The 25077-nt window shown below is 44.3% G+C and carries 18 protein-coding genes and 1 riboswitch; of the genes, 10 read left to right on the top strand and 8 right to left on the bottom strand.

Annotation, left to right across the window (positions count from 1 at the left end):
- Positions 1 to 7 precede the first annotated feature (7 nt).
- The gene (locus MKY54_RS11670) at positions 8 to 877 is read left to right on the top strand and encodes an AraC family transcriptional regulator (protein WP_339190551.1); all 870 of its coding nucleotides are present in this window, start codon (positions 8 to 10) and stop codon (positions 875 to 877) included.
- Positions 878 to 924: 47 nt separating this feature from the next.
- On the opposite strand, the gene MKY54_RS11665 is transcribed toward MKY54_RS11670, so the two are convergent.
- Entirely contained in the window at positions 925 to 1830 is a 906-nt protein-coding gene (locus MKY54_RS11665) for a hypothetical protein (protein ID WP_076130585.1), read from the bottom strand.
- A gap of 167 nt (positions 1831 to 1997) precedes the next feature.
- Positions 1998 to 2780 carry an AraC family transcriptional regulator gene (locus MKY54_RS11660; RefSeq protein ID WP_339190550.1) on the bottom strand — a complete coding sequence of 261 codons (783 nt, stop codon included), beginning with the start codon at positions 2778 to 2780 and terminating at the stop codon, positions 1998 to 2000.
- 163 nt (positions 2781 to 2943) lie between these two features.
- Between MKY54_RS11660 and MKY54_RS11655 the strand changes: the two genes are divergently transcribed.
- Entirely contained in the window at positions 2944 to 6054 is a 3111-nt protein-coding gene (locus tag MKY54_RS11655; RefSeq protein WP_339190548.1) for a glycoside hydrolase family 2 TIM barrel-domain containing protein, read from the top strand.
- 66 nt (positions 6055 to 6120) lie between these two features.
- Here the strand turns inward: MKY54_RS11655 and MKY54_RS11650 are convergent, their stop codons facing one another.
- On the bottom strand, positions 6121 to 6951 hold the full coding sequence (locus MKY54_RS11650) for an AraC family transcriptional regulator (protein WP_076280449.1): 831 nt from the start codon (positions 6949 to 6951) through the stop codon (positions 6121 to 6123).
- Between the two features lie 120 nt (positions 6952 to 7071).
- Between MKY54_RS11650 and MKY54_RS11645 the strand changes: the two genes are divergently transcribed.
- Entirely contained in the window at positions 7072 to 8532 is a 1461-nt protein-coding gene (locus MKY54_RS11645; protein ID WP_339190546.1) for an alpha-L-fucosidase, read from the top strand.
- Between the two features lie 90 nt (positions 8533 to 8622).
- On the opposite strand, the gene MKY54_RS11640 is transcribed toward MKY54_RS11645, so the two are convergent.
- Both MKY54_RS11640 and MKY54_RS11635 read right to left on the bottom strand, forming a co-directional pair.
- Positions 8623 to 9828: a mannitol-1-phosphate 5-dehydrogenase gene (locus MKY54_RS11640; protein ID WP_339190544.1), complete on the bottom strand. Its 1206-nt coding sequence runs from the start codon at positions 9826 to 9828 to the stop codon at positions 8623 to 8625.
- A gap of 42 nt (positions 9829 to 9870) precedes the next feature.
- On the bottom strand, positions 9871 to 10533 hold the full coding sequence (locus tag MKY54_RS11635; RefSeq protein ID WP_076130591.1) for an HAD family hydrolase: 663 nt from the start codon (positions 10531 to 10533) through the stop codon (positions 9871 to 9873).
- Positions 10534 to 11059: 526 nt separating this feature from the next.
- On the opposite strand from MKY54_RS11635, the gene MKY54_RS11630 reads away from it, so the two are divergent.
- The 6 genes from MKY54_RS11630 (at position 11060) to MKY54_RS11605 (ending at position 17659) form a co-directional block, all read left to right on the top strand.
- Complete coding sequence (locus tag MKY54_RS11630) at positions 11060 to 12085, top strand: ABC transporter substrate-binding protein (protein ID WP_339190542.1); 1026 nt, start codon at positions 11060 to 11062, stop codon at positions 12083 to 12085.
- 207 nt (positions 12086 to 12292) lie between these two features.
- Positions 12293 to 13891: an AraC family transcriptional regulator gene (locus MKY54_RS11625; protein WP_339190540.1), complete on the top strand. Its 1599-nt coding sequence runs from the start codon at positions 12293 to 12295 to the stop codon at positions 13889 to 13891.
- Positions 13892 to 13939: 48 nt separating this feature from the next.
- Positions 13940 to 14081: riboswitch (cyclic di-AMP (ydaO/yuaA leader) on the top strand.
- Positions 14082 to 14220: 139 nt separating this feature from the next.
- Positions 14221 to 15390 (top strand): KamA family radical SAM protein, encoded by a 1170-nt coding sequence (locus MKY54_RS11620; protein WP_076130594.1) that lies wholly within the window; start codon positions 14221 to 14223, stop codon positions 15388 to 15390.
- 133 nt (positions 15391 to 15523) lie between these two features.
- Complete coding sequence (locus tag MKY54_RS11615; protein WP_339190538.1) at positions 15524 to 16435, top strand: YafY family protein; 912 nt, start codon at positions 15524 to 15526, stop codon at positions 16433 to 16435.
- 82 nt (positions 16436 to 16517) lie between these two features.
- Entirely contained in the window at positions 16518 to 17033 is a 516-nt protein-coding gene (locus MKY54_RS11610) for a DinB family protein (RefSeq protein WP_339190537.1), read from the top strand.
- Positions 17034 to 17089: 56 nt separating this feature from the next.
- Positions 17090 to 17659: a YdeI/OmpD-associated family protein gene (locus MKY54_RS11605; RefSeq protein WP_339190536.1), complete on the top strand. Its 570-nt coding sequence runs from the start codon at positions 17090 to 17092 to the stop codon at positions 17657 to 17659.
- A gap of 393 nt (positions 17660 to 18052) precedes the next feature.
- On the opposite strand, the gene MKY54_RS11600 is transcribed toward MKY54_RS11605, so the two are convergent.
- Both MKY54_RS11600 and uvrA read right to left on the bottom strand, forming a co-directional pair.
- The gene (locus MKY54_RS11600) at positions 18053 to 18256 is read right to left on the bottom strand and encodes a hypothetical protein (RefSeq protein ID WP_339190534.1); all 204 of its coding nucleotides are present in this window, start codon (positions 18254 to 18256) and stop codon (positions 18053 to 18055) included.
- Between the two features lie 760 nt (positions 18257 to 19016).
- The gene (gene uvrA / locus MKY54_RS11595) at positions 19017 to 21521 is read right to left on the bottom strand and encodes an excinuclease ABC subunit UvrA (protein ID WP_076130002.1); all 2505 of its coding nucleotides are present in this window, start codon (positions 21519 to 21521) and stop codon (positions 19017 to 19019) included.
- A 257-nt stretch (positions 21522 to 21778) separates the two neighbouring features.
- Between uvrA and MKY54_RS11590 the strand changes: the two genes are divergently transcribed.
- The gene (locus MKY54_RS11590; RefSeq protein WP_076130010.1) at positions 21779 to 22216 is read left to right on the top strand and encodes a MarR family transcriptional regulator; all 438 of its coding nucleotides are present in this window, start codon (positions 21779 to 21781) and stop codon (positions 22214 to 22216) included.
- 70 nt (positions 22217 to 22286) lie between these two features.
- Here the strand turns inward: MKY54_RS11590 and MKY54_RS11585 are convergent, their stop codons facing one another.
- Positions 22287 to 25046, bottom strand: a complete 2760-nt coding sequence (locus MKY54_RS11585) for an alpha-mannosidase (protein ID WP_339190533.1) — start codon at positions 25044 to 25046, stop codon at positions 22287 to 22289.
- Between the last annotated feature and the right edge of the window lie 31 nt (positions 25047 to 25077).

Raw genomic sequence — 25077 nt, 5'->3', positions numbered from 1 at the left:
ATTCAATATGCAACGAACCACCGAGTTGTTCAAAAATGAAATCTTTTTTCAAAACGATCTGCATCTGCTCGTTAACCGCTATTCAGAGAACTTCCATGCCCCTTTTCATGCTCATGAATTTATTGAGTATTGCTATGTAGCTGAAGGAAGAGGTTTTCATCACCTTGAAAATGAGATCTTTCCCGTTAGAAAAGGAATGCTGTTCGTGATTCCTGTAGGTGCCCCCCATGTGTTCCGTCCAGCATCTTCTGATACTTTAGGGAATCGCCTGATCGTCTATAACTGCCTTTTTGATATGCAAATGGTGGAGCAATTAAATATCGTCCTTCAAGAGCCATCTATCCGGGAGCACCTAGCCACTCTTGGGAGTAGCAGCTCATCTTACTTTTCCGTCTCAGATAGAGATGGCTCTATTGAGCGCTTAATGCTGAATTTATATCATGAAATGTCGGTATCCGGTATGGGCTCCAAAACAATGCTTTACACCCTCTTAAGTCAATTAATCATAGCAGTGTACAGGCAAAAATACGGAGAAGATGACAAATCTACGATGGATATGGCAGACTTCACGCAAGTCATTCAATACCTAGAGCATAATCTGTCGGAAAAGATTACACTTGCCGAATTAGCCCGTATTTCACAGTGGAGCAGCAGGCATCTTCAGCGCATGTTCCACAAGCATACTGGCCAGTCCTTTGGGACCTACTTGAAGAATCTGCGAATGCATAAAAGCTGTGAATTGCTGCGTACTTCTGGAGATAAAATTAATATGATTGCCGAGCTAGTGGGTTACCGTGACATCGACTCCTTTAACGCTGTATTCAAAAAAATAGTCGGCCAGACACCCATCGCGTACCGCAAACTCTACAGATCATAAAAAAGCCGATATCGTATGAACATCCATACAACATCGGCCCTATTAATTTATTGATTAGTGATCTGTTTAAGTAAAAACTCAACAAAATCAGTTGATTTAGTCTTACTGTCATCTTGTCCTAACGTTCCGACGATCATCTGATTTGAATGGATAGGGAGTTCTGTAGCAAAATCCGTATCTGTGATATCTATGCCAGTAATCAGCTCTTGACCACTCTCCGGGTTAGTCATACGTTTCAAACGGTTATCATCAAGAGGAAGTCCTGCGGATTTAATAAACGACTCCAGATTTTGCAGTCCCGACTGCTGGCCAATCCATTCAAAAGTAGCATCATCCATAATCAGGATATCCGGATGATCGGCTGCCAGCATCGCCATAGCCCGCTGCATATAGCTCATATCCAAGGCTCCACCGTCCGTCCCACCTGTTGAGGGTAGATAAACGATTTCTGCCTCCACTCTCTTCCAAGCCGGGTAACGTTTGATGATTTCTTGTTTTAGCTCTTCATTCTTACCTGATGAGTCCTGAGATTCATAGTTGCCTAGGAACATGATTCGAACATCTACCGGTGGGAGCGTAGCTTCATATTTTCTTTCCTGCCATTGATCATAGAGCGCTTTCCCTCCAAAGATAACTACCAGCAGCACGATAATAGAAATAATAGTGTGCGTTTTGTAGAGTCGAAAGAAATTCTCCGATTTACGTGCTACGCCGGACATGGCTCCCCACTTCTCCAGCCGCTTGTCCTCTGCTTCCTGAATCTCCTTCTGATCCAAGCCATCTAGAATGGTTTTGTAAGCGCGGAATTCCTCTTCATAAGCTGCAACCTCATCTTCAGTCGAATTCGATCGACGGCGTTTCAAATGCATATCTAACCTTTTGTTCAATTCCTCCCGGGTAACGTCTTCAGGCAAGTTCAAACGCTCATAGGCTTGCTTTAGCTTCTCATTCAAAATGATGTCTCCTTCCTGATGCTTTTCGTCATTTCAGATCGTTAATTTGGTTCTATGTATTGAATTCTTGTGGCAGTAAAAGTATGGGCTAAGCCGCAAAAAAAACATCGCAGGAACTCAAGTAAACTATATCATGTTGTGCTAGACGGTAACAAGTAAGCGTTTATCTAATCCAAACCATGCAGCTGCTTAAATTGCTCAGGACTCATCCCTGTCAATCTTTTAAACACCAAACAAAAGTAACTAGCATTATCAAAACCCACTAGCTGGGCAATTTCATACATTTTTTTATCGCGTCCATTAAACATAAGCTGTTTACTCAAATTGATACGTTGCTTATTGATATAGGTTACAGGTCGATCATGAATTGTTTTTTGAAAAAGCCTGCATAAATACTGTGGCGATACAGAAATAATCTCCGCCAGCTCCTTTAAAGGAAGCGTCCTATGCAGATTGCTCTCAATATAACGCAGCACCGGCTTAATTCGCTCCAATTCATGTGCCTCATTCAGAGGCGATACTAGCTTTCTTTTTAAATCCAGAAGCAATGCATAAAGATGTTTAGATCGTGCCAAATTAGTCTCCAGCTCATTGCTATCTGGCAGCATAAGGATTTGCTTTAGAGGATTGAGCCATTGATCTTCTTTTAATCTAGCAGGACCAGACTCGCGGATGCCCGCATAGAGCAGCATTTGACCAACCTCTCTGCCATTGAACGAGACCCATGATACCTTCCATTCCTTCCCACTGATAGGGGCATACGAATGAGGAATATCCGGGAACAAAAAGAACACATCCCCTGGACCCACGAGATATCGGTTCTCATGAATGATAAGCTCACCCTTGCCTTCGTGAATCTGATGTATTTGATAGTCTGGAAAGCCTGCAGGACGTATAGTTTCTGGCTGATGCTCCCAAAATCCAAGGGTTGTAGCATAAAGCGGCAGCATGATTACATCTTCTGTTTGGCAAAAAAATAATTTTGCTCTCCATAAAAAGTCCTCGTTTCATATTTTGTTATCTGGGACTAAAATTCTTTTATTTATCCTAACATTACTTCAACTTATAATATGAATATAATAACATTACAATGATTATAAAGGAGATCAACTCATGCGAGCAAAGTTTGTCTACCAGCCACCTGCTAACGGTTATCCGGAATGGAATAACAACCCAGAGACTTTTGAATTGAATCGATTGGATGCACATGCCTCCATGATCCCTTACCGTAGCTTATCCCAAGCGCTAACTAACGATAAAGAAACCTCACCTTTCTACCAAACCCTCAATGGGCTTTGGAAATTCGCTTTTTCCGAAACACCGGATCAACGAATTGTGGATTTCTATAAAACCGATTTTGATTGCAGTACTTGGGATACAATTCCTGTACCGTCCCACTGGCAGTTCCAAGGTTACGACTACCCACAATATACAAATCTCCGGTATCCTTGGGCGGAATCCGAGCCAGAGCTTAAAGCCCCCTTTGCCCCAACAAAATATAATCCAGTAGGCTCTTACCTACGAACCTTTACTGTACCTGAGTCTTGGAACGGTCAACCGGTGTACCTAAGCTTTCAGGGTGTTGAATCCGCTTTCTACGTCTGGGTAAACGGTGAACTTGTCGGGTACTGTGAAGATACATTTACTCCATCAGAATTCGATATCACCCCATATTTAGTGGCAGGGGACAACAAACTAGCTGTCGAGGTTTATCGTTGGTGTGATGCCAGCTGGCTAGAGGATCAGGATTTCTGGCGCCTGAGCGGTATTTTTCGGGAAGTCTATCTTTATTCGGCTCCTTCCGTTCATATTGCTGATTATTTCGTCCACACAGATCTGGATGAAAACTTCGTACATGCGGATTTAAATGTAGATATCAAGGTGGAAAATTACTTTAACGAGCAAAGCCCATATACACTGCAAATGCAGCTTTACAATAAAGAGGGCCAGCCTGTTTGGGAGACTCCTATCTCCGCTACGGGTTCCTTTGAGCAAGAAGGCGTTCAACAACTCAAGCTTGCTGCCCCGGTTGAGCAGCCTTTTAAATGGAGTGCTGAAACCCCTTATCTTTATACCTTAGTTCTGTCTATAAATGACGGCAACGGGCATACACAAGAAACGGTCAGTTGTAAGGTTGGATTCCGCAAGTTCGAGATTAAAGACGGACTTATGAAGATCAATGGCAAAAGAATCGTACTCAAAGGTGTCAATCGCCACGAATTCTCTTGCGACACAGGTCGTGCTTTAGCCAAAGAAGATATGCTGCGCGACATCCAATTAATGAAAACACATAATATTAATGCTGTTCGAACCTCCCATTACCCGAATCAGTCTGTCTGGTACGAGTTATGTGATGAATACGGATTATATGTGATTGACGAAACTAATCTGGAAACGCACGGCACCTGGGCATACAGCCAAGAAGGGTTGAATGACGGGAATGTCCCTGGAAGCAAACCGGAATGGCGGGCCAATGTCATTGACCGCTGCAACTCCATGATGCAAAGGGATAAAAACCACCCTTCAGTCATCATTTGGTCTCTCGGCAATGAATCTTTCGGAGGCGACAATTTTATCGCTATGCACGACTACCTGAGAGAAATCGATCCTTCGCGGCCGGTTCATTATGAGGGAATCTTCCACTGTAGAGAATCGGAAGCAGCAAGTGACATAGAATCTACTATGTACATTAAACCGCAGGATGTTGAAAAATATGCGCTTAATAATCCGAAAAAGCCTTATATCCTCTGCGAATACAGTCATGCCATGGGCAATTCATGCGGTGGGCTGCACTTATACTGTGACTTGTTCGACAAATATGATATTGTTCAAGGTGCATTCATTTGGGATTGGGTAGATCAAGCCATTCGGACCCACACCTCCGAGGGAATTGAATATCTCGCTTATGGCGGGGACTTTGGTGAATCGCCTCATGACGGCAACTTTAGTGGCAACGGATTGCTTTTTGCTGATCGTACGGTTACTCCTAAGCTCTTTGAGGTCAAAAAATGTTATCAAAATATTAAAGTAACGGCTGAAAATATCCTAGAAGGACTCTTCCAGATTCGCAATTCCTTCTTATTTACCAACTTAAAGGAATACGATCTCAAATGGGAAGTTCGTTTAGACGGAGTAACTGCACAAGAAGGCTTGCTGAAGATCTCATGTGCACCAGGTGAGAACATTTCATGCAAAGTTCCTTACGAGCTGGATTCACTGCGTGGCAATCATGAAGCAGTTCTGAATCTTTCCTTTATTCAGCCTTCAGCAACTATATGGGCAGAAGCTAATCACGAAATCGCTTGGGAACAGTTCATTCTGTCACCCCGTTTTGTAACCAATACCTCAAAGACAATCGCAGAACCACTGCGTGTCAGCGAGCTTGAGAATGTTTTGAATGTACAAGGTGATAATTTCGAACTGAGCTTTAGTACCACTACGGGTGCTCTGAACTCTTATCGTTCCTCAGGCAAAGAACGTCTGCTTGAACCTGTAAGAGCTAACTTCTGGAGAGCAGTCACTGATAATGATTGTGGTAATAAATTGCCACAGCGGTGTGCAGTATGGAAGCAGGCATCGCATAAACAACACTTAATCAGCTTTACATTTAGAACCGAAGGCTCTCTCTGTTTCGTCTCTGCCAGCTACCTTCTGGCTACAAGTCCGGATTCCACGCTTCGGGTCCAGTACGTGATTCGTGCTGACGGGACTTTAGAGATCACGCAAGAATTGAGTCCGGGCAGCAGCGTTCTGCCAGAAATCCCTGAGTTCGGAATGATGTTCGTTCTAGATGGAAGTCTTGATACCCTGTCATGGTACGGCCGCGGACCTCATGAGAATTATTGGGATAGACAAACCGGAGCCCCACTTGGACGTTACACTGGTAAGGTCAGTGATCAATTCACACCTTATCTCAAACCTCAAGAGTGCGGCAACAAGACTGATGTCAGATTCGCTTCGATTACAGAGGGCAACGATGGAACAGGATTCTATTTTGAAAGTGCAACGCCTATCGAAATTAATGCCCTGCCTTGGAAGCCTGAGGAACTGGAAGCCCATGACCACGTCTATAAATTGCCAGTCTCGAACAAAAGCGTACTAAGAGTTAACTACAAGCAAATGGGTGTTGGCGGGGACGACAGCTGGGGCGCACCAACCCACGAAGAGTTCACTCTGCCGGCTAATCGCCCGTACATCTTCCGTTTCACTGTCTCACTGCTCTAATCTCTTCCACTTATAAAAAAGGCCGTCTCTGGTTGGTTTCTACCACACAGGACGGTCTTCTTTTATTTATTTCACTGCTACTGTTCCTTGTCTGAATTCCGAAGGGCTTAAACCCACATTTTTCTTGAACTGTTTGGAGAAATAATAAAGATCACTAAAACCAAGATCATGGGCAATCTCACCGACAGAACTTTGCGTCCCCCTCAATAGCTCCTTGGCCTTAGTTATCTTTTTTCTGGTGATATACTGTATGGGTGGAACTCCGATTTGCTGTTTAAATAGCCGGATAAAATAGTTGGGATGCATGTACGCAATCTCGGCAAGCTCGTGTATGGTGATATTACGCTCGATATGGGTGTCTATGTACGTTAATATTTTCGTTAATTTTTCGATCGAGCTTAGATTCTTAAAAGTGATTTCGTCTACATCTATGTTCATAATAAAATAAGAAAATAACTCCATTAACTTACTTTTGGCTAATAAATGAGCATACACCGCATCAGATTTCATATGACTCGTTAGGCTGCTGAATATCTCTTGGATTACATGAGGATCTACTTCTCTGCATACATGACTTAGCTCTAACATTTTGAATAGATTGATGTCTCCGACTTTTGCGCTGAAATGGCACCAATACTTCTCAAAGGGTTGATCACTTATGCAAGAATAAGATTGCTTAACTCCCTCAGGCATCAAAAAAAGCTGACCAGGCTTCGGATAATATTCTCGATCACCAATCTTTAACCAACCCTCCCCATCGCAAATAAAATAAAATTTACTATAGTCAGGTGTGTAGTCAAGATCTCTCCAGTCACGGCCACAAAGATTGTAATCAGCCATAAATAAATCAACCTTTAAATTGGATAAATAATTTGTAAGCAAAACATGGTTATCCATCCCTTACTCCGCCTTATCAGGTTAGTTTTGTACATCTAAAAGTTAATGTCCTACATTTTGATTTCCACCTCCAATCACTACAATGAAGAAGAAATAAACGTTTGAAAGGATGATTGCAAAATGGTGGATAAAAGCAAATATTTAAAAGTAATCGAAGATACGATCGCAACTGGAAGATTCAAAGCCGATTGGGATTCACTAAGTCAATTTCAAGTGCCTACGTGGTATGAGAACGCTAAGTTTGGTATTTTCATTCATTGGGGCCTTTATTCTATTCCGGCTTTCGCCAATGAGTGGTATCCCCGAAATATGTATATCCAGGGTTCGCGGGAATATGAACATCATCTTGCTACTTATGGTGAGCATAAAACCTTTGGTTATAAAGACTTCATCCCCTTGTTCAAGGCTGAGCATTTCAATGCTGAGGAATGGGCCAGTCTCTTCAAATTATCTGGTGCCAAATACGTGATGCCTGTTGCAGAGCACCATGACGGCTTTCAAATGTATAAGAGCGCTTACTCCCACTATAACACATATGAGATGGGTCCTAAGCGGGATTTAGTCGGGGAAATGAAAGACGCTTTTGAGCAGCAGGGATTAGAGTTTTGTGTATCTTCCCATAGAGCTGAGCACTGGTTCTTCCTGTCTCATGGCAAGGAATTTGATTCCGATATCCATGAACCGCTTGTATGTGGAGATTTCTATTGGCCATCTATGCCCGAACCCGATCATCACGATTTATTCGGCTCCCCACCCAATCAAGAATTTCTGGAGGATTGGTTGATTCGCTGCTGCGAGCTGGTAGACAATTATCAACCGAAAATCTTTTACTTTGACTGGTGGATTCATACAGCTGCCTTCAAACCCTATCTCAAAAAGTTCGCCGCTTACTATTACAATAAGGGAGAGGAATGGGGAACTCCGGTTGCAATCAATTATAAGCATGATGCCTTCATGTTTGGCTCAGCAATCCCAGATATTGAGAGAGGTCATTTCTCCGAGCTTAAACCTTATTTCTGGCAAACGGATACAGCAGTTGCTAAAAATTCATGGTGTTATACACCGGAAAATGATTATAAATCTGCCGTAGAAATTATCAGAGATCTAGTAGATATCGTAAGCAAAAACGGCAACTTGCTGCTGAATATAGGTCCTAAAGCGGACGGCAGCATTCCAGCTCAGGATCAGGAAATTCTGCTTGGCATCGGAGAATGGCTAAAGGTGAATGGTGAAGCAATCTATGATACGACCTACTGGCGCACCTTCGGGGAAGGCCCTACAGAGATCGTTGAAGGTCAGTTTACAGATGGGATCACGAAAATTTTCACTAATGAAGATATCCGCTTTACGGTAAAAGGCAGTTATCTTTACGCTACTGTTCTTGTCTATCCAAACAACGGAATAGTGCAAATCAAATCCCTTAAAGAAAACTCTGCGCACTTCCATGGGATGATTAAACAGATCAAAATCTTAGGTGTTGAGGAACAACCTGCATGGGAAAGAACCGATGAAGCCTTGGTTATAAAAACGACCTCGGTTCGCAGTGAGACTCCGGTTGTTCTGCGGATTGAATTGGATTAGAGACTTACAGACCTTCGTAACCTAAAAAAGAGTGTTCTTGCCCATCCAGCAGAGAACACTCTTTTATAGTTTTATAACCATCGATTTATATTAAAAGTAGGGTACCCTGACGTTTATTGTCTTCATTCTAGTCCTATGAGGATATCTCGCGCGTAATTTGTTGGACTCCAAAATAATGCGACCATGAAGCGGATGCTCCGTGGGGATTTTTAGTTGTGCAGCAATGACTTCACTTAGCCCGTGGTTTCGGATGTCCGCTTGAAGCTGTAAGGCTTCTGGATCTTTTTCATGATCAAAATAAAGTGCAGAAGCAATAGCTGAGACTAAATGTGAAGTCTCAAAACCAAGTTCATGAGCAAGCATTGCCGGTTTTACGAGTCGATCATTAGGTGAAAGCTTGCGAAGCGGGGAGCGGGCGACACGTGTAATTTTATCGTTAAAGTTGGGGTTAGTGAATCGTTCCATCATCTTTTCTATATACCGGTCATGTTCTATGGGCTTGAAGCCATATAAATGCACCAATAAGGCCCCTGTTTCCTTAAGCACCCCGTGAACACGAACTCTGATTCCGGGATCAGACATCGCTTCTTGAATGCTAGTATAACCTTCCAGGTATCCAAAATAGGCTGCACTGCAATGACCTGTATTCACAGTATATAGCTTCCGTTCGAGGTATGGCGCCAGCGAATCCACATAATGGACGCCTTTAATTTCATTGTAATTACCAATCATTCCACTGCGGGGAATAACCCACTCACTGAAGGGTTCAACGAGGATTTCAAGTGAATCTGTATTTTTCTGCATAGGTACAATCCGGTCCACCATCGCATTGGGAAAAGCGACATTGCGGTCAGCAAGTTCCTTGAAGGATTGCTTCATATGCCGATAAACTGATTTTTTCAACTTCTGACTGCTTCCAATCCCATTCTCACAGGCAATGATATGAAGAGGGTTGAGATTTCTGCTATTTTCAAGCCTTCGTTCGATGCCCTGCGCAATGGTCTCAGCAATATCTTTTAAAGCGGATATTCCGACGGCAGTTGTCACAATTTCAGCTTCTGCTATAGCTCTAGTAACGTCCTCAGTATCATTCAGATTGATTGCAGTAACATTATCAACAATAAAGCTGTCCCGGTTCTTGTTAGCTAGGGTGACAGGATATTGCCCACGTTTTTGCAATTGGGCAATTTTACTCTTATTTCTTCCGACGAAACAAACATTGTAACCGGAGTCCGACAACATAGGCCCAATAAAACCTCTGCCAATATTACCTGCTCCAAAATGTACGGCTCTCAATTTGGTATCCCCCTTTAATTTGAACTTAGTTTCTCGGTTTCTCTATACGAAGCAACGTTGAGTAACTACATGATCAAATTCAAGAAGACTTAGATTATCAATTTTATGGTGCTGCTTATCGAATTCAAGAAAATTAGTAATTTCGTTAGGCGTCACAATGCAACGGATGCCAGCTGCTGCCGCTGCCTTAGATCCATTCGGTGAATCCTCGATAGCAACCGCCTCATCAGCTGTGATTCCAAGACAAGCTAACGTTTGGTTATATAGCTCGGGATCTGGTTTCACTTTTGCCACATGGTCGGCAGTCCGAACACATTCGAAATACTCGCGAATACCCAATTGATTCAGATATTTTTCCACCCATTCCAGGGAAGAACTTGAGGCCAGCCCTACGCGTAGTCCAGCTGCTTTGGCGGAATCAAGATAATGCTGAATGCCTGGTCGTATTGTTTCAAGCTCCATAAGTTTGCTGTGTCTCTGTTTAACAGCCTTACTGAACTCTTCTTTGTCAATCGCTAGCTTAAGATCAGTCATTAAATATTCATAAGGATTAAAACTGTTCAAGCTCGTGCCGATGCAGGTGGAATATTGTTCAAGCGTCAGATCCACTCCATATTCTGCATAAGCCTCGTTAAATGCGGTGTACCAAGCAGTCTCCGTGTCGATAATCGTTCCGTCAAAATCAAAAATAATTCCTTTGATCACAATCAACCATCTCCCTCGTATTATGTTTGGTTAGAATATCTTACGCAAAACCTTCTGCATATTCTACAAAAAGCTATTTCGGCTTGCGTTTGACTATAAAAACCATAACAAAGCCCTTCTACTGACGTCAAGCACGGTAGATAACATGCCACGTAATGATAACGATTACAATCAATGTGGACAAACCTGGATTTTTGCATCACCTGAACTTCTTAATACATAACAGTAATCAGATTCAAAAAAACACCACAATCCTATGTGCTTCAAGGGATTCCTTTGCCAAGTTTATTATGAAGACAAGCTCCCTCTCTTTCTCTCGATTGCTGTTATTTAGAGTATTTTTCCAAGCAGCTAAAAATAATTCAAAATAATTTTAAACACATCCTTTTTACTTGATTGTACAAATCAAATTACGGGGTTATTTTTTGTCCATTGAGTAAAAAGAGGCTTTAATTTATGATATATTTTAATCGAGAATGATTATCATTATTGGTGGTCGTTACATATAATAGGGAGGCAATAAGATATGAACAAGGTACGACAGTCCTTCGCTGTGGTATGTGTACTATTTTTGCTGAGTACATTGCTACTGGCGTGCGGAAACTCAAAGGAACAATCCTCTGCCAATAGTACGGTGAACGCAACCGGGAACTCTTCCGCTGCAACCGCGGTACCTTCAGCAGAACCCTCAGATAGCAGTACAGATGAAGCAGCAGCGACTACCCGCTCCTATACAGATTACATAGGGCATACTGTAGAGATTCCGGTGAATCCACAGCGAATTATCTATTCTGGAGAAACTTATGGCGATTTGCTCGCACTTGGTGTGCAGGCGGTAGGTTATCCTCTTTCTATGGGTGAAGGCCAGGTTTTTGAAGATCAATTACAAGGTGTGGAGGATGTAGGCTTCCCTATCAATCTGGAAAAAACATTGGAGCTTCAGCCTGACCTGATCATCTATGCGGGCACAGATGAAGCTGATTTCGAACAGCTCTCCAAAATTGCACCCACTATAATATTTGATACCTTTGCCCCACTCCAGGAACGTATGCTGGACATTGGTGGAATTGTTGGGAAAACGACTGAAGCAGAAGCATGGCTTGCGCAGTATAAAACCGCTGAAGAGAACATGTGGAAGCAATTGAAATCCGCAGGCATGAAAGAGGGCGAAACGGCTGCGGTCTTCACTTATTATCCAGGAGACAGACTGTTTATAATGGCAGCAACCGGACTTTCCCAGGTACTCTATGGGGAGAATGGCTTCAAGGCAACTCCAGCTATTCAGACGATCCTTGATGAAGGTAAAGGGTTCCAGGAAGTATCCATGGAAGTCCTGAAAGAATATGCCGGAGACCGGATATTCATCTTGACTCCAGTGGCAGAAGAAGCAAAACAATCCACAGAGAATCTATTAAAGAGCCCTATCTGGAAGAGCCTTCCTGCCGTCAAGAACGGATATGTCTATACACAAGACATCATGAAGACTTCAAGTGATGCGACAACAAGAGAATGGCTGCTTGGCGAAATTCCACAGCTATTGAATATGAAATAACCTTCCGAGATGAAGAGTTTAACACAAGGCTGATAAAAAACTGCAAGAAGCATGTCAACAGCTGTTGATATGCTTCTTTTTTTTATATACAATGAATTCATTGATAATCATTCTCACCAAATGAACGGAGGCTGAACCCATGCTGCATACATCATCGTCCTGCCCCCACTCCACTCTCTGCTATTTCAGCTAAACGAGGCCGAACTGATGATTCAAGCTGCCGATTCAAGCTCTATAACGCGTACAACCCAGGACTATACCCTTCTCATATTTACTGGAGGGAACGGACAATTGAACCTCGATGATCAAAGCGTGATACTAAGTACGGATAAATGTTATCTACTATCTCCTGGAATCTCCTATAGTACGAACAACCAGGAGCTGACGTTGTATTATTACCTCATCACCTTTACAGCAATTTATACAACCAAGCTTCCTAAACGATATTCTGGAGAGCTGCTTTCCGGCAGACGGGAGTTAATTGTGCACCCGTTCACCAAGGTAATCCGACTAGTCGAAGACCTGCTCATGAACAGGAATAACACCGATGATGTACAACAATTCAAGCGACAATTAAAATTCCAAGAATTGCTGCTGCTACTTTTTGAGCATAATTACCCTTCCAAACACCTGCCAAGTCCTACGGAATCCGTAGAAAAGACCATAACATTCATTCAGGAGCATTATACAGAGAGTATCACCGTGAAGCAGTTAGCTGAACTGGCGGGAATATCAATCTGGCAATATACACCGATCTTTCAGCAGCTTACGGGTAAAAAGCCGCTTGAATACCTGACGGATCTGCGCATTAATCATTCCAAACGATTCCTGCAGGAATCGACTGAACCACTGCGGGAAATCGCCAGACTGGTCGGCTTCTCGGACGAATACTATTTCAGCCGCCGCTTTCGGCAAAAAACCGGAGTTACACCCGGACAATATGCACATCAGCAAGGTCGTAAGCTTACCGTCAAGGATTGGACGGGTCATGAGGTGGAGATTCCAGAGCGAGCGAAACGTATTGTCTATCATGGCGAAACACTTGGCGACCTTCTCGCGTTAGGCGTAAAGCCTATCGGTGGAGATGAAGCGTTCGCCCGGAACAGCGTCTATAAACATCGGCTTAAGAAGCTCGCCAACGTCGGGTTTCCACTGGACCCGCAGTTGACCGCTTCCCTAAACCCAGATTTGATCATTTTGGCAAATAGTGATGAAAGAGCCTACAGAGCAGTTTCTGGTATCGCTCCGACACTCACCTTTGATTCATTTGCATCTCTCGACAAACGAATGCGGACACTAGGCAGTTGGCTAGGTAAACAGCGCGAAGCCGAAGCATGGCTGGAGTCATTCACAATCAAAAACGCTGCCATGTGGCAGCAGCTTTACACGACAACCCTCCAAGTTGGAGAAACCGCCTCTGCTTTGGTCTATGATCATGGAGATCATCTGTATGCTATGGGAATGTCCGGATTCTCCACTGCGCTTTATGCCCCATGTGGATTACAACCGACTGAAGAGATCCAGGCCATATTGGACGAAGAGTTAGGGTTCGCCGAAGTTGATCCAACACGACTGCCTGCCTACGCCGGAGATCATATCTTCATGTTCATTCCGGAACGCAAAGACTCGCGAGCTGCGATGGAACGATTACTAGACAGTTCACTTTGGAACAATCTCCCGGCAGTACGTCAGGGACATGTTTATCTGCTCGACGGAAGCAAATGGAACTCTAGTGATGCGTTAACCCGGGAGAAGCTGCTAACGCTGTTGCCTAAACTACTCGGCGGAAGTAGCGCTAGCAATTGAAAGTGAATCTAGGATTCTCTTTTGACTTTTCAAAACTTGATAGGGTATACTTTATCTACGCTTAATTTCCAACTTTTACAGTTGAAAAGCGGGGGAACCAGTTAATTGGGGCGAATCATTGAGCATTAGAATGTAGGGTACCATCTTACCCGAGTCCGTCAGCTAACCTCGTCAGCAGTGGATGGGTCTGCTTTTCATGTTATTTACATAACCAGAGACCCTTGCTAAGGGTCTCTTTTGGTGCTTTTTTGGACCCTGCTGGCAGTAGATTGGCCTTTGACACTAAGGCTCCCTCATTTCTCACACTACGAGACAAAGGAGAGATGTACGTGCAAAAGGTAAAGTACTTCACGGATATTAACAAAATAGCTATGTTGTCTGAGCTGGAAAAAGAGAATCTGAAAGAAATTACGGACAAATTTGTTTTTCGTGTAAATGACTACTATCTGTCTTTGATTAACTGGGATGATCCAAATGATCCCATCCGTAAGCTGGTTATTCCTAACGAAGGTGAACTGCTGGAGTATGGGCGCTGGGACGCCTCCGATGAGGACACGAATTATGTGGTACCTGGTTGTCAGCACAAGTATAGAACAACTGCACTGCTGATTGTATCCGAGGTCTGCGGGGCTTATTGCCGCTACTGTTTCCGTAAGCGTCTGTTCCGAAATGACGTGAAAGAGGCGATGGCTGATGTCTCTCCGGGTTTGGAGTATATCGCAAATAATCCGGAGATTAACAACGTACTTCTTACGGGCGGGGACAGTTTAATTCTCTCCACACCGAAGCTAAGATCCATTATTGAAAATCTAAGAAGCATTGAGCATGTTAAGATCATTAGACTGGGTTCCAAAATTCCCGTATTTAATCCGATGCGGATCTCTGAAGACGAAGAACTGCTGGAGCTGATTCGTACTTACTCTACCGAAGACAAACGAATCTATGTTATGGCGCATATCAATCATCCTCGTGAAATTACACCTGAAGCCAAAAAAGCATTTAAAGCTCTCCACAACGCAGGGGCAATTGTCGTAAATCAGACCCCCATCCTCAAAGGCATCAACGATGATCCCGTTATTTTAGGGGAACTACTGGACCGGCTTTCATGGGCTGGCGTTACACCCTACTACTTCTTTGTGAACCGGCCCGTAGCCGGAAACCGGGATTTCGTATTACCGCTCGAGCAAGTCTATCAAATTGTAGAAGAAGCCAAAGCCAGAACCTCAGGACTTGGCAAAAGAGTACGCTTATCCATGAGCCACACCTCAGGAAAAATAGAAATTCTCGCCATTGATAACGGAAAAGCCTATCTCAAATACCATCAATCCAGAGATCAGGAATACGGAAAATTTATGATTCTAGATTGTCCAAAGGACGCCGAATGGTTCGATGACCTGCCTGGGAATGAGCAATATTGGACCCCACCTGTGAAAAAAAACGATGCTATTATTTCTGTTAATGATTTATCAGGCGAGCCTGCGGATTTAATCTGTAAATAGATTTAATCGACTCTGTCATAGGATATTTCTTCATCGCCAACAACAAAACTCCTCCCTCCCAAAATTAGCCCGAAAAAATCTATGATATAATCACGCTGTAACACGAAATGGACTAATGGGTGGGAATGCACACATGAAATTGGAACGATTGATTTCTATGATCTACAAGCTATTGAACCACGAAGTTTTATCTGCCTCCAAGCTGGCTGAAGAGTTTCAGGTTTCCCAGCGAACAATCTATAGGGATATCGATGTGATTTGTGCCGCTGGCATCCCGGTCGTATCGTATCAGGGTACTAAAGGTGGATATGGCATAATGGACGGATATAAAATGGATAAAAGCCTGCTCCGTTCGTATGATGTCACTTCTCTGATTACTGTACTTAACAGTCTTTCTTCCGTTTTTGAAGATGAGCATACGCAAGGAACCATTGAACGGCTGCAAACGATTGGAACGGAGCCACAGACCTCTAGTCTCGCGGTGGATCTTGAAACCCGGCGTACGGATCCTGACGCACTTCCTCTTTTACGTGCGGCTATATCGGAACGAAATGTTGTCCGTTTTGATTACATCAGTGTAAAAAATGAACGTACAACCCGTGAAATGGAACCAGTAAAGCTTCATTTTAAATATAGCAACTGGTACATCTATGGTTATTGCCGGACACGGCAGGACTATCGGGAGTTCCGACTTTCCCGGATGCTGAATTTGTTCCTGACGCAGGATACCTTTCATTCGCAACATGAGGTACCCAAAGAGGCCGGCTGTTCAAACAGGGCAGATCAGGTGGAGGAAATAGTGATCCGGGTAGGCCCTGAGGCTCTGGCAGAAGCTTTGGATCAGTTTCATCAAGTCGACAAGGAATTTCATTCCGATAAAAGCATGACGATGCGAATTCCTGTGTATAAGCCATTGGAAGCACATTGGCTTTGGTCCATTCTGCTGAGTTTTGGCAGCGGCGCCGAAGTCCTCGAACCCCCTGCATTGCGAGGTATTTTAAAAGAGCAGCTTCAAAACACACTCAAACTTTATGAAGAAGTATGACAGTCTGATGTCATACTTCTTCTTTTATATTAACTACAGTAACAAAAACAAATCCATGACCATTCAAAAGGAGAATGTACGAATGACAAATTATACAGTAGAAATGTTTAAATACCACACTTGGGCAAACCAAACTATCCTGGGAAGAATCAAGGAACTCCCGCCTTCTGTGCTAAGTCAAGAAGTGAACAGCTCATTTCCCACCATCGCTCATGCCCTTAGCCATATCTATGCGGTTGATACGATGTGGTATCTTGTATTAACAGGCACTGCCATGCCAGAGGCTTTTCAACAAAGTATCCCGCTAAATTTGAGCATTCTAGATTCTGTGGATGAATACGTAAATATCTTTGCCCAGCTATCAGAACAATACAAAGCATGGTTACACAACCAATCCGATTTGGAGCAAACCATTCTGCTTGACAATCCATTCGCCGGAATCCGCCAAACACGCCTATCAGAAATTGTGTTGCAAGTCGCCAATCACGGGACTTATCATAGAGGCAATGTATCTACTATGTTACGGCAGTTAGGCCATGCTTCCACCATGAATGACTATGCTCTTTTTTGGTATCAGGTTCCTGCGGAAGCTATTTAATCTCGGATGGGCAAGACGCTCCACTCCATACCTAGAAAGGAAATTGTATTTTAATTATGGAGATTGAAAATCTAATTACAGTGAAAACGAGAGAAGATTTAAGAGTTTGGCTGCAGGAGAATTGTAAGACTGAACAATCTTGTTGGGTACTCGTTAGTATGACGCCAAACTCAGAAACGTTGCTATATTTGGACGTAGTTGAGGAATGTTTGTGTTTTGGATGGATCGATGGAGTGAAAAAGAAAATTTCGGAAACGGAGCTGGCGCAAAGACTCTCTCCCCGAAGCAACAAAAGCTCTTGGACTGAATTGAATAAAGAGCGTGTCCGCCGCCTCGAAAAGCTGGGGTTAATGAGTGCTGAAGGAAAACGGATACTTCCTGATATGAACCCTGATTCTTTTATAGTAGATAAGATTATAGAGCAACGGCTAAAAGAGGACAGGCAAGTATATGAGAATTTCACGGCCTTTCCAGCCCTTTATAAAAGAGTTCGGATCGACACGATCCAAAGCAATAAACATCAGCCAGATTTATTTAAGAGTAAATTAGACAAATTCATAGCAAACACTAAAGAAAATAAAATGTACGGGCAATGGCATGATAATGGACGTCTGCTAGATTATTAAGCTGCGCTAGATGCACGATCTCCTGCTGAGGCTTTCGGACCCCAATGACGCTATTTACTAATTTATCGCCTTTTCAGCAATCCATCGGACCCCAGTGCAGCTATTCCTTAGAAACTGGCTCTTATAAGGCGTTTTTTTGGCCAATAGGAGCTATGCGGTCCGATAATACTCCAAATGGCGGATTTTCTTGCATATAAGGTCTGCTGAGTCCGATACCGCTGAAGTATGATCATTCGCTGGCTCTACTGCTACTGCTATTGATATTGATACTGCTGCTACTGACACCATGATCTCCTACTGAGGCTTTCGGACTCCAATGAAGCTATTTACTAATTTATCGCCTTTTCAGCAATCCATCGGACCCCAGTGCAGCTATTCCTTAGAAACTGGCTCTTATAAGGCGTTTTTTTGGCCAATAGGAGCTATGCGGTCCGATAATACTCCAAATGGCGGATTTTCTTGCATATAAGGTCTGCTGAGTCCGATACGCCGAAGAATGATCATTCGCTGGTCTGCTGAGTCCGAAACCGCCGAAGCATAGTCTTTCGCTGGGTCTACCGCTACTACTACTACTACTGCTACTGCTACTGCTACCATGATCTCCTGCTGAGGCTTTCGGACTCCAATGACGCTATTTACTAATTTGTCGCCTTTTCAGCAACTTATCGGACCCCAGTGCAGCTATTCCTTAGAAATGGGCTCTTATACGGTGATTTTTCCGCCAATAGGAGCTATGCGGTCCGATAATACTCCAAATGGCGGATTTTCCTGCTTATAAGGTCTGCTGGGTCCGATACCGCCGAAGTATGATCATTCGCTGGGTCTATTGCTACTGTTACTGCTACTGCTATTGCTACTGATACCATGATCTCCTGCTGAGGCATTCGGACTCCAATGACGCTATTTACTAATTTATCGCCTTTTCAGCAACTCATCGGACACCAGCGCAGCTATTTCTTAGAAAGGGGCTCTTATACGGTGATTTTTCCGCCATTAGGAGCTATGCGGTCCGATAATACTCCAAATGGCGGATTTTCCTGCTTATAACGTCTGCTGAGTCCGATACCGCCGAAGCATAGTCTTTCGCTGTCTTTCGCTGTCTTTCGCTGTCTTTCGCTGTCTTTCGCTGTCTTTCGCTGTCTTTCGCTGTCTGATGCTACCGTATCCTAATCATCTGCGGATCAAACACCATTGACTCATGATCATCTCTTATTCCGAAAGTGCTAAGTACGCGCGAATGAGATTGGTTCAGACGTTCAGACGAAGTTTAGAGTTGAGAGCAGAGGTTTGGTTTAAGTTCAAAAAAAGAGAGGTGCCCCAGCCATTTTCATGGCTTTTGGGCACCTCTTTTATTAAGTTACAGCCCTTCAGCCAGAATCCGTTTCAGGAACATCCCTGTGTAGGATTCCCGTACTTCAGCAACCTGCTCCGGTGTACCTTCAGCTACAAGCTTACCGCCCACAACGCCACCTTCAGGGCCGATGTCAATCACCCAGTCGGACTCCCGAATCAGCTCTAAGCTGTGCTCCACAACTACGACAGTATTTCCCGTATCAACCAATTTGCTCAATAAGGTATGGAGCTGCTTGATGTCTGACGGATGAAGGCCTGTTGTGGGTTCGTCAAGCAGATAGAGCGTATGGTTTTTGGAAGGTTTGCTCAGCTCTTTAGCCAGTCTAATCCGTTGCCCTTCACCACCGGATAAGGTTTTGACAGATTGTCCCCATTTAAGGTAACCGAGACCCACCTCACACAATGTCTCGATAATCCCCGCCATTTTGGCTTCCGACTTAAGAATCGGCAAGCTTTCCTGTACGGACATGTCCAGCAGATCCGAGATGGAATATCCATCATATTTCACCTGGAGAACCTCATCCGTAAATCTTCTCCCCTTGCATGCGTGGCATTTAACCTCCAGATCGGGTAAGAAATTCATGTCTACAGTCAGCACCCCAAGACCCTGACAGGTTTCGCAGCGTCCACCCGGTGTGTTAAAGGAAAAATGCTTGGAGGTCAGTTTTCTTTTTTTCGCCTCCGGCAAAGCAGCAAACAGCTGGCGCAGATGTGTGAATACATCTGTATACGTCGCTACATTAGAACGCAGCATTCTACCCATGGGCGATTGGTCAAAGATCACTATATTTCCAACCTGATCTAAGCCCGCAATCTCCGCACAGCCTATTTGCTCATGTCCTTTCGTACTGCCTTGCGCAAGAATATCAAAGACTAGGGTCGACTTGCCTGAACCCGAAACTCCAGTTACAGAGACCAGACAACCTAGAGGTAAAGAAACCTCCGGGATATCAATATTCCGGTACTGTGCCTGTCGGATGGTGATTTGTTTTCCGTCACCTTTCCGGCGAACATATGCAGCAGTCTTATGACGCTCTTCTCTAAGATAGGCTCCCGTAACAGAAGCCTCGCTTGCCATCAAATCCTCAATGCTGCCCTCGCCAACAACTTGCCCTCCGTCCAGACCAGCACCCGGACCCATATCAATAATATGATCGGCAGCGCGCATCATCTCGATATCATGCTCGATAACGAGCACCGTATTACCCAAATCGCGCAGCTCCTGAAGCACACGAATGAGGCCAACAGTATCCCGCGGATGAAGCCCGGTCGTCGGTTCATCTAGAATGTATAACACTCCAGTCAGACCTGACCCCAGCAATGAGGCAAGGCGCAGCCGCTGTGCCTCTCCACCAGAGAGGGAGACCGTCTGACGGTTCATGGAAAGATAACCAAGACCAACATCGATAATCCGTTTTAGTCGGGTAGGCATATCGTGAAGGATGGGTTCAAGCAGATGAAGTCCCTCGGTTGGCAAAGCCGCCTCCAAGCCTTTAGTCCACTCGTAAACATCGCTTAATGGCCAATCTGATACCTCCGTAATCGATGCGCCAGCTACCCGAACGAGACGAACTTCTTTTTTTAGGCGAGCGCCAAGGCATTCCGGGCATTGCTGCTCATGAAAAAATCCGCCGTCTTTTTCCTGTGTACCAGCTTCTCCTTCCTTCTCCTTGTATCGCCGCCACAAACCAGGAATGACGCCTTCAAATTTGGTGCCTTGAATCGGCTTAACATTGGGAAAATGGCGCTTAAACGCCTCACTTTCCACTCCGTAATATAACAAGTCGCGCTGAATTTCGCCGTAATTTTTTAAGGGCTGATCTGGGTCAAACTCAAAACCAAAATGCTTGCCAGCGGCCACTAATATACGCATCTGTATATCACGATGAACACCATTCAGCGAGGCCACCCCACCCTCACGCATACTAAGCTCTGGATTAAACACTGCCACTTCATTTATAGTTGCCACAGATCCAACACCACCGCAGGCTTCACAAGCTCCCTCCGGCTTATTAAAAGAAAAGTGTGACATGCCCAGCTTCTCAAGCTCAGCTCCGCAATGCGGACAACCCATCGTTTGACCATGCATTTCCTCGTCTTCCTCGATCAGCAATCCCCTCGCTTCAAAAGAAGGTGGAATGCTGCCACTACAGGAAGGGCAAACCCGCTCGCCTAATCTGGAAAAGATAAACCGGACAAACGTATAGATGTCGGTGACTGTCCCAACTGTCGAACGGGGATTACGATTGGTGACATGTTGTCCAACACTAATGGACGGAGACAGTCCAATAATAGACTCCACCTTTGGTTTGCTGATCGTATCTGACGTCATGCCCATGGAATCCAAATACTGTCTTTGGCATTCCCGCTGAAGTGTATCCATAGCTAACGTCGATTTCCCTGATCCCGAAGGTCCTGTCAGGACAACTAGCTTATACTTAGGAATCGTGAGCGAGACATTTTTCAGATTATTCTCTCTTGCCCCTTTAATAACAATAGTCTCTTTCACATCTATTCCCCTCTCAATTCAACCCACTGGTTCGTAGTTATATCTTCTATCCATATGGTTGCCCAAAGTTGTTGGATTGCAATTATTTTGCAAAACATTTCTAATTTCGATAGAATGTATTTGATAAATCACAAAATTTTCAAATAACTTTATAATCTAATATCTTGACTATCAAGATATAATTATTTTAAAAGGAGCGTTATCTTTTGTCAAGCCACGAACAACCTACACCAGAGCAGGAACAATTCACCTTGCTTATGCGCAGTTTGGGAAACCGAACGGTATTGTACCAACAAAATGTAGCCGCCTCACTTGGGTTATACAATAATGATTTCTTATCTATAGATATTCTACGGGAGAAAGGTCCGATCACTGCTGGAGAACTGTCTAAATTAACCGGTCTGACCACAGGCAGTGTTACGGCATTAATAGACCGGCTCGAAAAAAATGGCTATGTCCGCAGACAAAATGACCCGAATGACCGCCGTAAAGTGATTATTGTGCCATTATATGAGAATAAAGATGATGTCATTAATACGTACCAACCGCTCCATACCGCCATGGTTAAGCTCGCAGCTTCTTATACGGATGAAGAGCTCGCCCTTATTTCGCAGTTTTTAGGCCAAGCAAGTGCGGTTCTGGAAGAGCAGATTGATCAGCTTGGATCCACTGCGCGCGGCAAATCTTCTTCCTAAGATACGTATTTATACAAAAAAGGACGATATCCAAAAGTCATACGACTCTCTGGATACCGTCCTTTTCCATTTATTTTCTAATACCAATCGTTACAATTTCGCATGGACCGATCTGTAAGTCAAAGCTACCTTTCTCTTTCTCATCACTAGTGACTGGGTGGCTCTCCTCTTCTAGAATCGTCGTTTTATAGAAATACTGCTGTGGAATAGACGAATGGAAGGCCAGGTTGGTGTTCTGCTGACTCATGTTGTACCAACGCAGCAGTATATCTCCAGTCTGCTCGTTCATTTTCAGTGAAGAAAATGCGAGTTCCCTACTCTCCCAATCAAATGGAGTATACACCGGCGCAACCACGCCTGCATGTACATCTGTCTGACATACAATCCACGGAACCTGGAATTGGTAAGCTTCAGCATAAGCACCAGAAGTTATACCCTCACCTGTGTGCGGGATTAGCTCCATACGAACAACGTGCTCTCCCAGACACTGCGCTTCTGGAGTTGGGAATAGCCCCCAGTCACCAAGTTCGCCAACAGAACGTAGCAGCGTAATCGCAATAGTGTTACGCCCATCTCGCAGCACTTCATATTCATTTAATCCAAAATTAGCGACGGTTAGACCCGCTTTCCCATCACTAACATCAACAAAGGCTTGCTGATGTTGCGTGTTACTCGGATTCTTCCATTCTGTGGCTGGTTCAATATTCCGCTCAGCAACCTCGAACATCGAATCTACACGATGCGTGGCAGCGTTCAAATCTGTTGGAAACAGTATACGAATCCGGTGATCTTTGGCCTGGTTATCTATTGTCGTTTCGATATGCAATCCCTTTCCGCCCCGCTCCAAGGTGATTACAGTACGAAGTTTTAGAATGACTGTGTCACTACTGCGCTGAGCTTTGCGCTCCGGATAGTAAACCAGTGCACGCTGCTCCTCATCCAGCTTATCATCTGCCGAGGCTGGAATCTCCCAGTTATGGTTAATTTCTATAGCGGCGCGAAACGATGTATTTTCCAGTACACAAATGTTAGCCTTCAGTCCTTTAGTCGTCAAAGCTTGTTCAGCCTCTGGCTGTTTGTACATATATTCATTGCCGATATCCCCGGTGTTTTCATATACACCAAGATCGTTATAGGTCACTCCACTAGTTTTGTCACTTAGCATAAACGAACCATCATCATTAATGACTACCTTGATAACGTCATTTTCCAGCACCCGATCTCCATATAGCAAAGATTCAGCGGCTATTGGCAGTTTTGCATCTGCTCGGCGAACCCAAGCATATGATCGAAGACCTAGCGCAGGAACTTCTACGGCTTCAAAGGTAAGTCTTACCCGGCGGCACATATACGGCTGACGGAACTTATCATCTGGCAAATCATAACCAAACTGAAGACCCAAGTCCTCCAGCTGGGAGGCAATGTTATTCCCTTGATCGTCTACTAACACACGACCGTGCAAGTCAATTCCAGTCATACGGCTAGCCGTTTCTTCCAGAGAGAATCCTTCTCGCAAATATAGACGCGCCACATCAAGTTCTACGCTCACAGTACCCGTGCGACTCCAACCCGTCATATTCATCGCTACTAATGGAAGCACGTCTTCACCATATGTGGTAAACCCGGACGTATCCACAGCTTCTGCAATCACTCGTTTACTATCCTCAACAATGGTCTCTGCCACATGACGGCTCTTGTCAAAACGGGTGACCATCTCACGGTGTACCTCATCCACGCTGCATCCACAAATACTATCATGCGGATGATTTTGCATTAATGTCTTCCATGCATAGGTGAACAGATGATGGGGGTACTCTTTGCCCAGTAAATGTGCGAACGAAGCAAGTGGCTCGGCCAACTTTTCAAGCAAGATTTGCCCTTCCTGATTCATCTGTTTCAAATAGACACGAGCAGACGCGGTATTCACTAACGTACCCCATCCATCGGTATGCTGGCTCCGCAGTTCGCCCTTTACAGTCGACAGATTGCTGCGATCCACTACACCCTCTACGGCCTTAAGGTAATCAGGAAAGTTCGAATGAATGAACTCCATATCTGGATACAACCGCTTCGCAGCTTCGATAGCCTCTGGCAAATCCAGTTGAGCCGGCTGATGATCACAACCATTCATGAACAGCAGCTCACCTGTAGAGGCAAACTTCCGCGCATCTGCCAGCTTTTTCTCCCAGAACACTTTGGCTTCTGCTTCATTTACAGGCACTTCGTTTCCGTTAGAATACCAATTGGCAAATAGGATGCCTAGCACTTTTGATCCATCAGGGCCTTCCCAAATCAGCTCCGAGAATGAGGATTCGTAACCTCCATCCGACACCGTATTATTGAATCCAGTGGGCTTCACACCTCTTCCAAAAAAGGCATTATTGATGCCGGATTGCAGCATTAATTGTGGAGTCTGGCCGACTAGACCAAAGGTGTCCGGAAAATAACCGATTTTGGAGGGTTCCCCGTAACGCTTCGAATCCTGATGGCCAATCTGCATATTACGAACATTGGCCTCCCCACTAGTAAGGAACGCATCCTGCAAAATATACCAAGGTCCTATTAGAAGGCGACCTTCCGTAATATATTTCTGTAGCCGCTCTTGATTTTCTGGACGTACCTGAAGATAATCTTCCAGAATAATCGTCTGTCCATCCAGATAGAAACTCTTAAATTCGTTATCCTCATCCAACCGGTTCAGTAATTCATCAACCAGTTTCACTAAGCGTACATGATGCTTCTCATAGGGAAGATACCATTCCCGGTCCCAGTGTGTATGGGAAATGATATGGGCTGTCTGAGGGCTAATTGATTGTTTTGAGCTTTCCAAAGTGAAGACCTCCTTATATGCAATGCGTTCT

Source organism: Paenibacillus sp. FSL P2-0121 (assembly GCF_037975345.1).
Classification (GTDB): domain Bacteria; phylum Bacillota; class Bacilli; order Paenibacillales; family Paenibacillaceae; genus Paenibacillus_AQ; species Paenibacillus_AQ odorifer.
Note: the sequence above shows the minus strand (reverse complement) of the source record. Positions and strands in the feature narration are given on the sequence as shown.

Coding starts and splice junctions, on each gene's coding strand:
- MKY54_RS11590 (WP_076130010.1), top strand. CDS start 21,779: ATGCGCAGTTTGGGAAACCGAACGGTATTGTACCAACAAAATGTAGCC.
- MKY54_RS11625 (WP_339190540.1), top strand. CDS start 12,293: ATGATTCAAGCTGCCGATTCAAGCTCTATAACGCGTACAACCCAGGAC.
- MKY54_RS11600 (WP_339190534.1), bottom strand. CDS start 18,256: ATGGTAGCAGTAGCAGTAGCAGTAGTAGTAGTAGTAGCGGTAGACCCA.
- MKY54_RS11655 (WP_339190548.1), top strand. CDS start 2,944: ATGCGAGCAAAGTTTGTCTACCAGCCACCTGCTAACGGTTATCCGGAA.
- MKY54_RS11645 (WP_339190546.1), top strand. CDS start 7,072: ATGGTGGATAAAAGCAAATATTTAAAAGTAATCGAAGATACGATCGCA.
- MKY54_RS11605 (WP_339190536.1), top strand. CDS start 17,090: ATGGAGATTGAAAATCTAATTACAGTGAAAACGAGAGAAGATTTAAGA.
- MKY54_RS11610 (WP_339190537.1), top strand. CDS start 16,518: ATGACAAATTATACAGTAGAAATGTTTAAATACCACACTTGGGCAAAC.
- MKY54_RS11650 (WP_076280449.1), bottom strand. CDS start 6,951: ATGGATAACCATGTTTTGCTTACAAATTATTTATCCAATTTAAAGGTT.
- MKY54_RS11670 (WP_339190551.1), top strand. CDS start 8: ATGCAACGAACCACCGAGTTGTTCAAAAATGAAATCTTTTTTCAAAAC.
- MKY54_RS11660 (WP_339190550.1), bottom strand. CDS start 2,780: ATGCTGCCGCTTTATGCTACAACCCTTGGATTTTGGGAGCATCAGCCA.
- MKY54_RS11615 (WP_339190538.1), top strand. CDS start 15,524: ATGAAATTGGAACGATTGATTTCTATGATCTACAAGCTATTGAACCAC.
- MKY54_RS11630 (WP_339190542.1), top strand. CDS start 11,060: ATGAACAAGGTACGACAGTCCTTCGCTGTGGTATGTGTACTATTTTTG.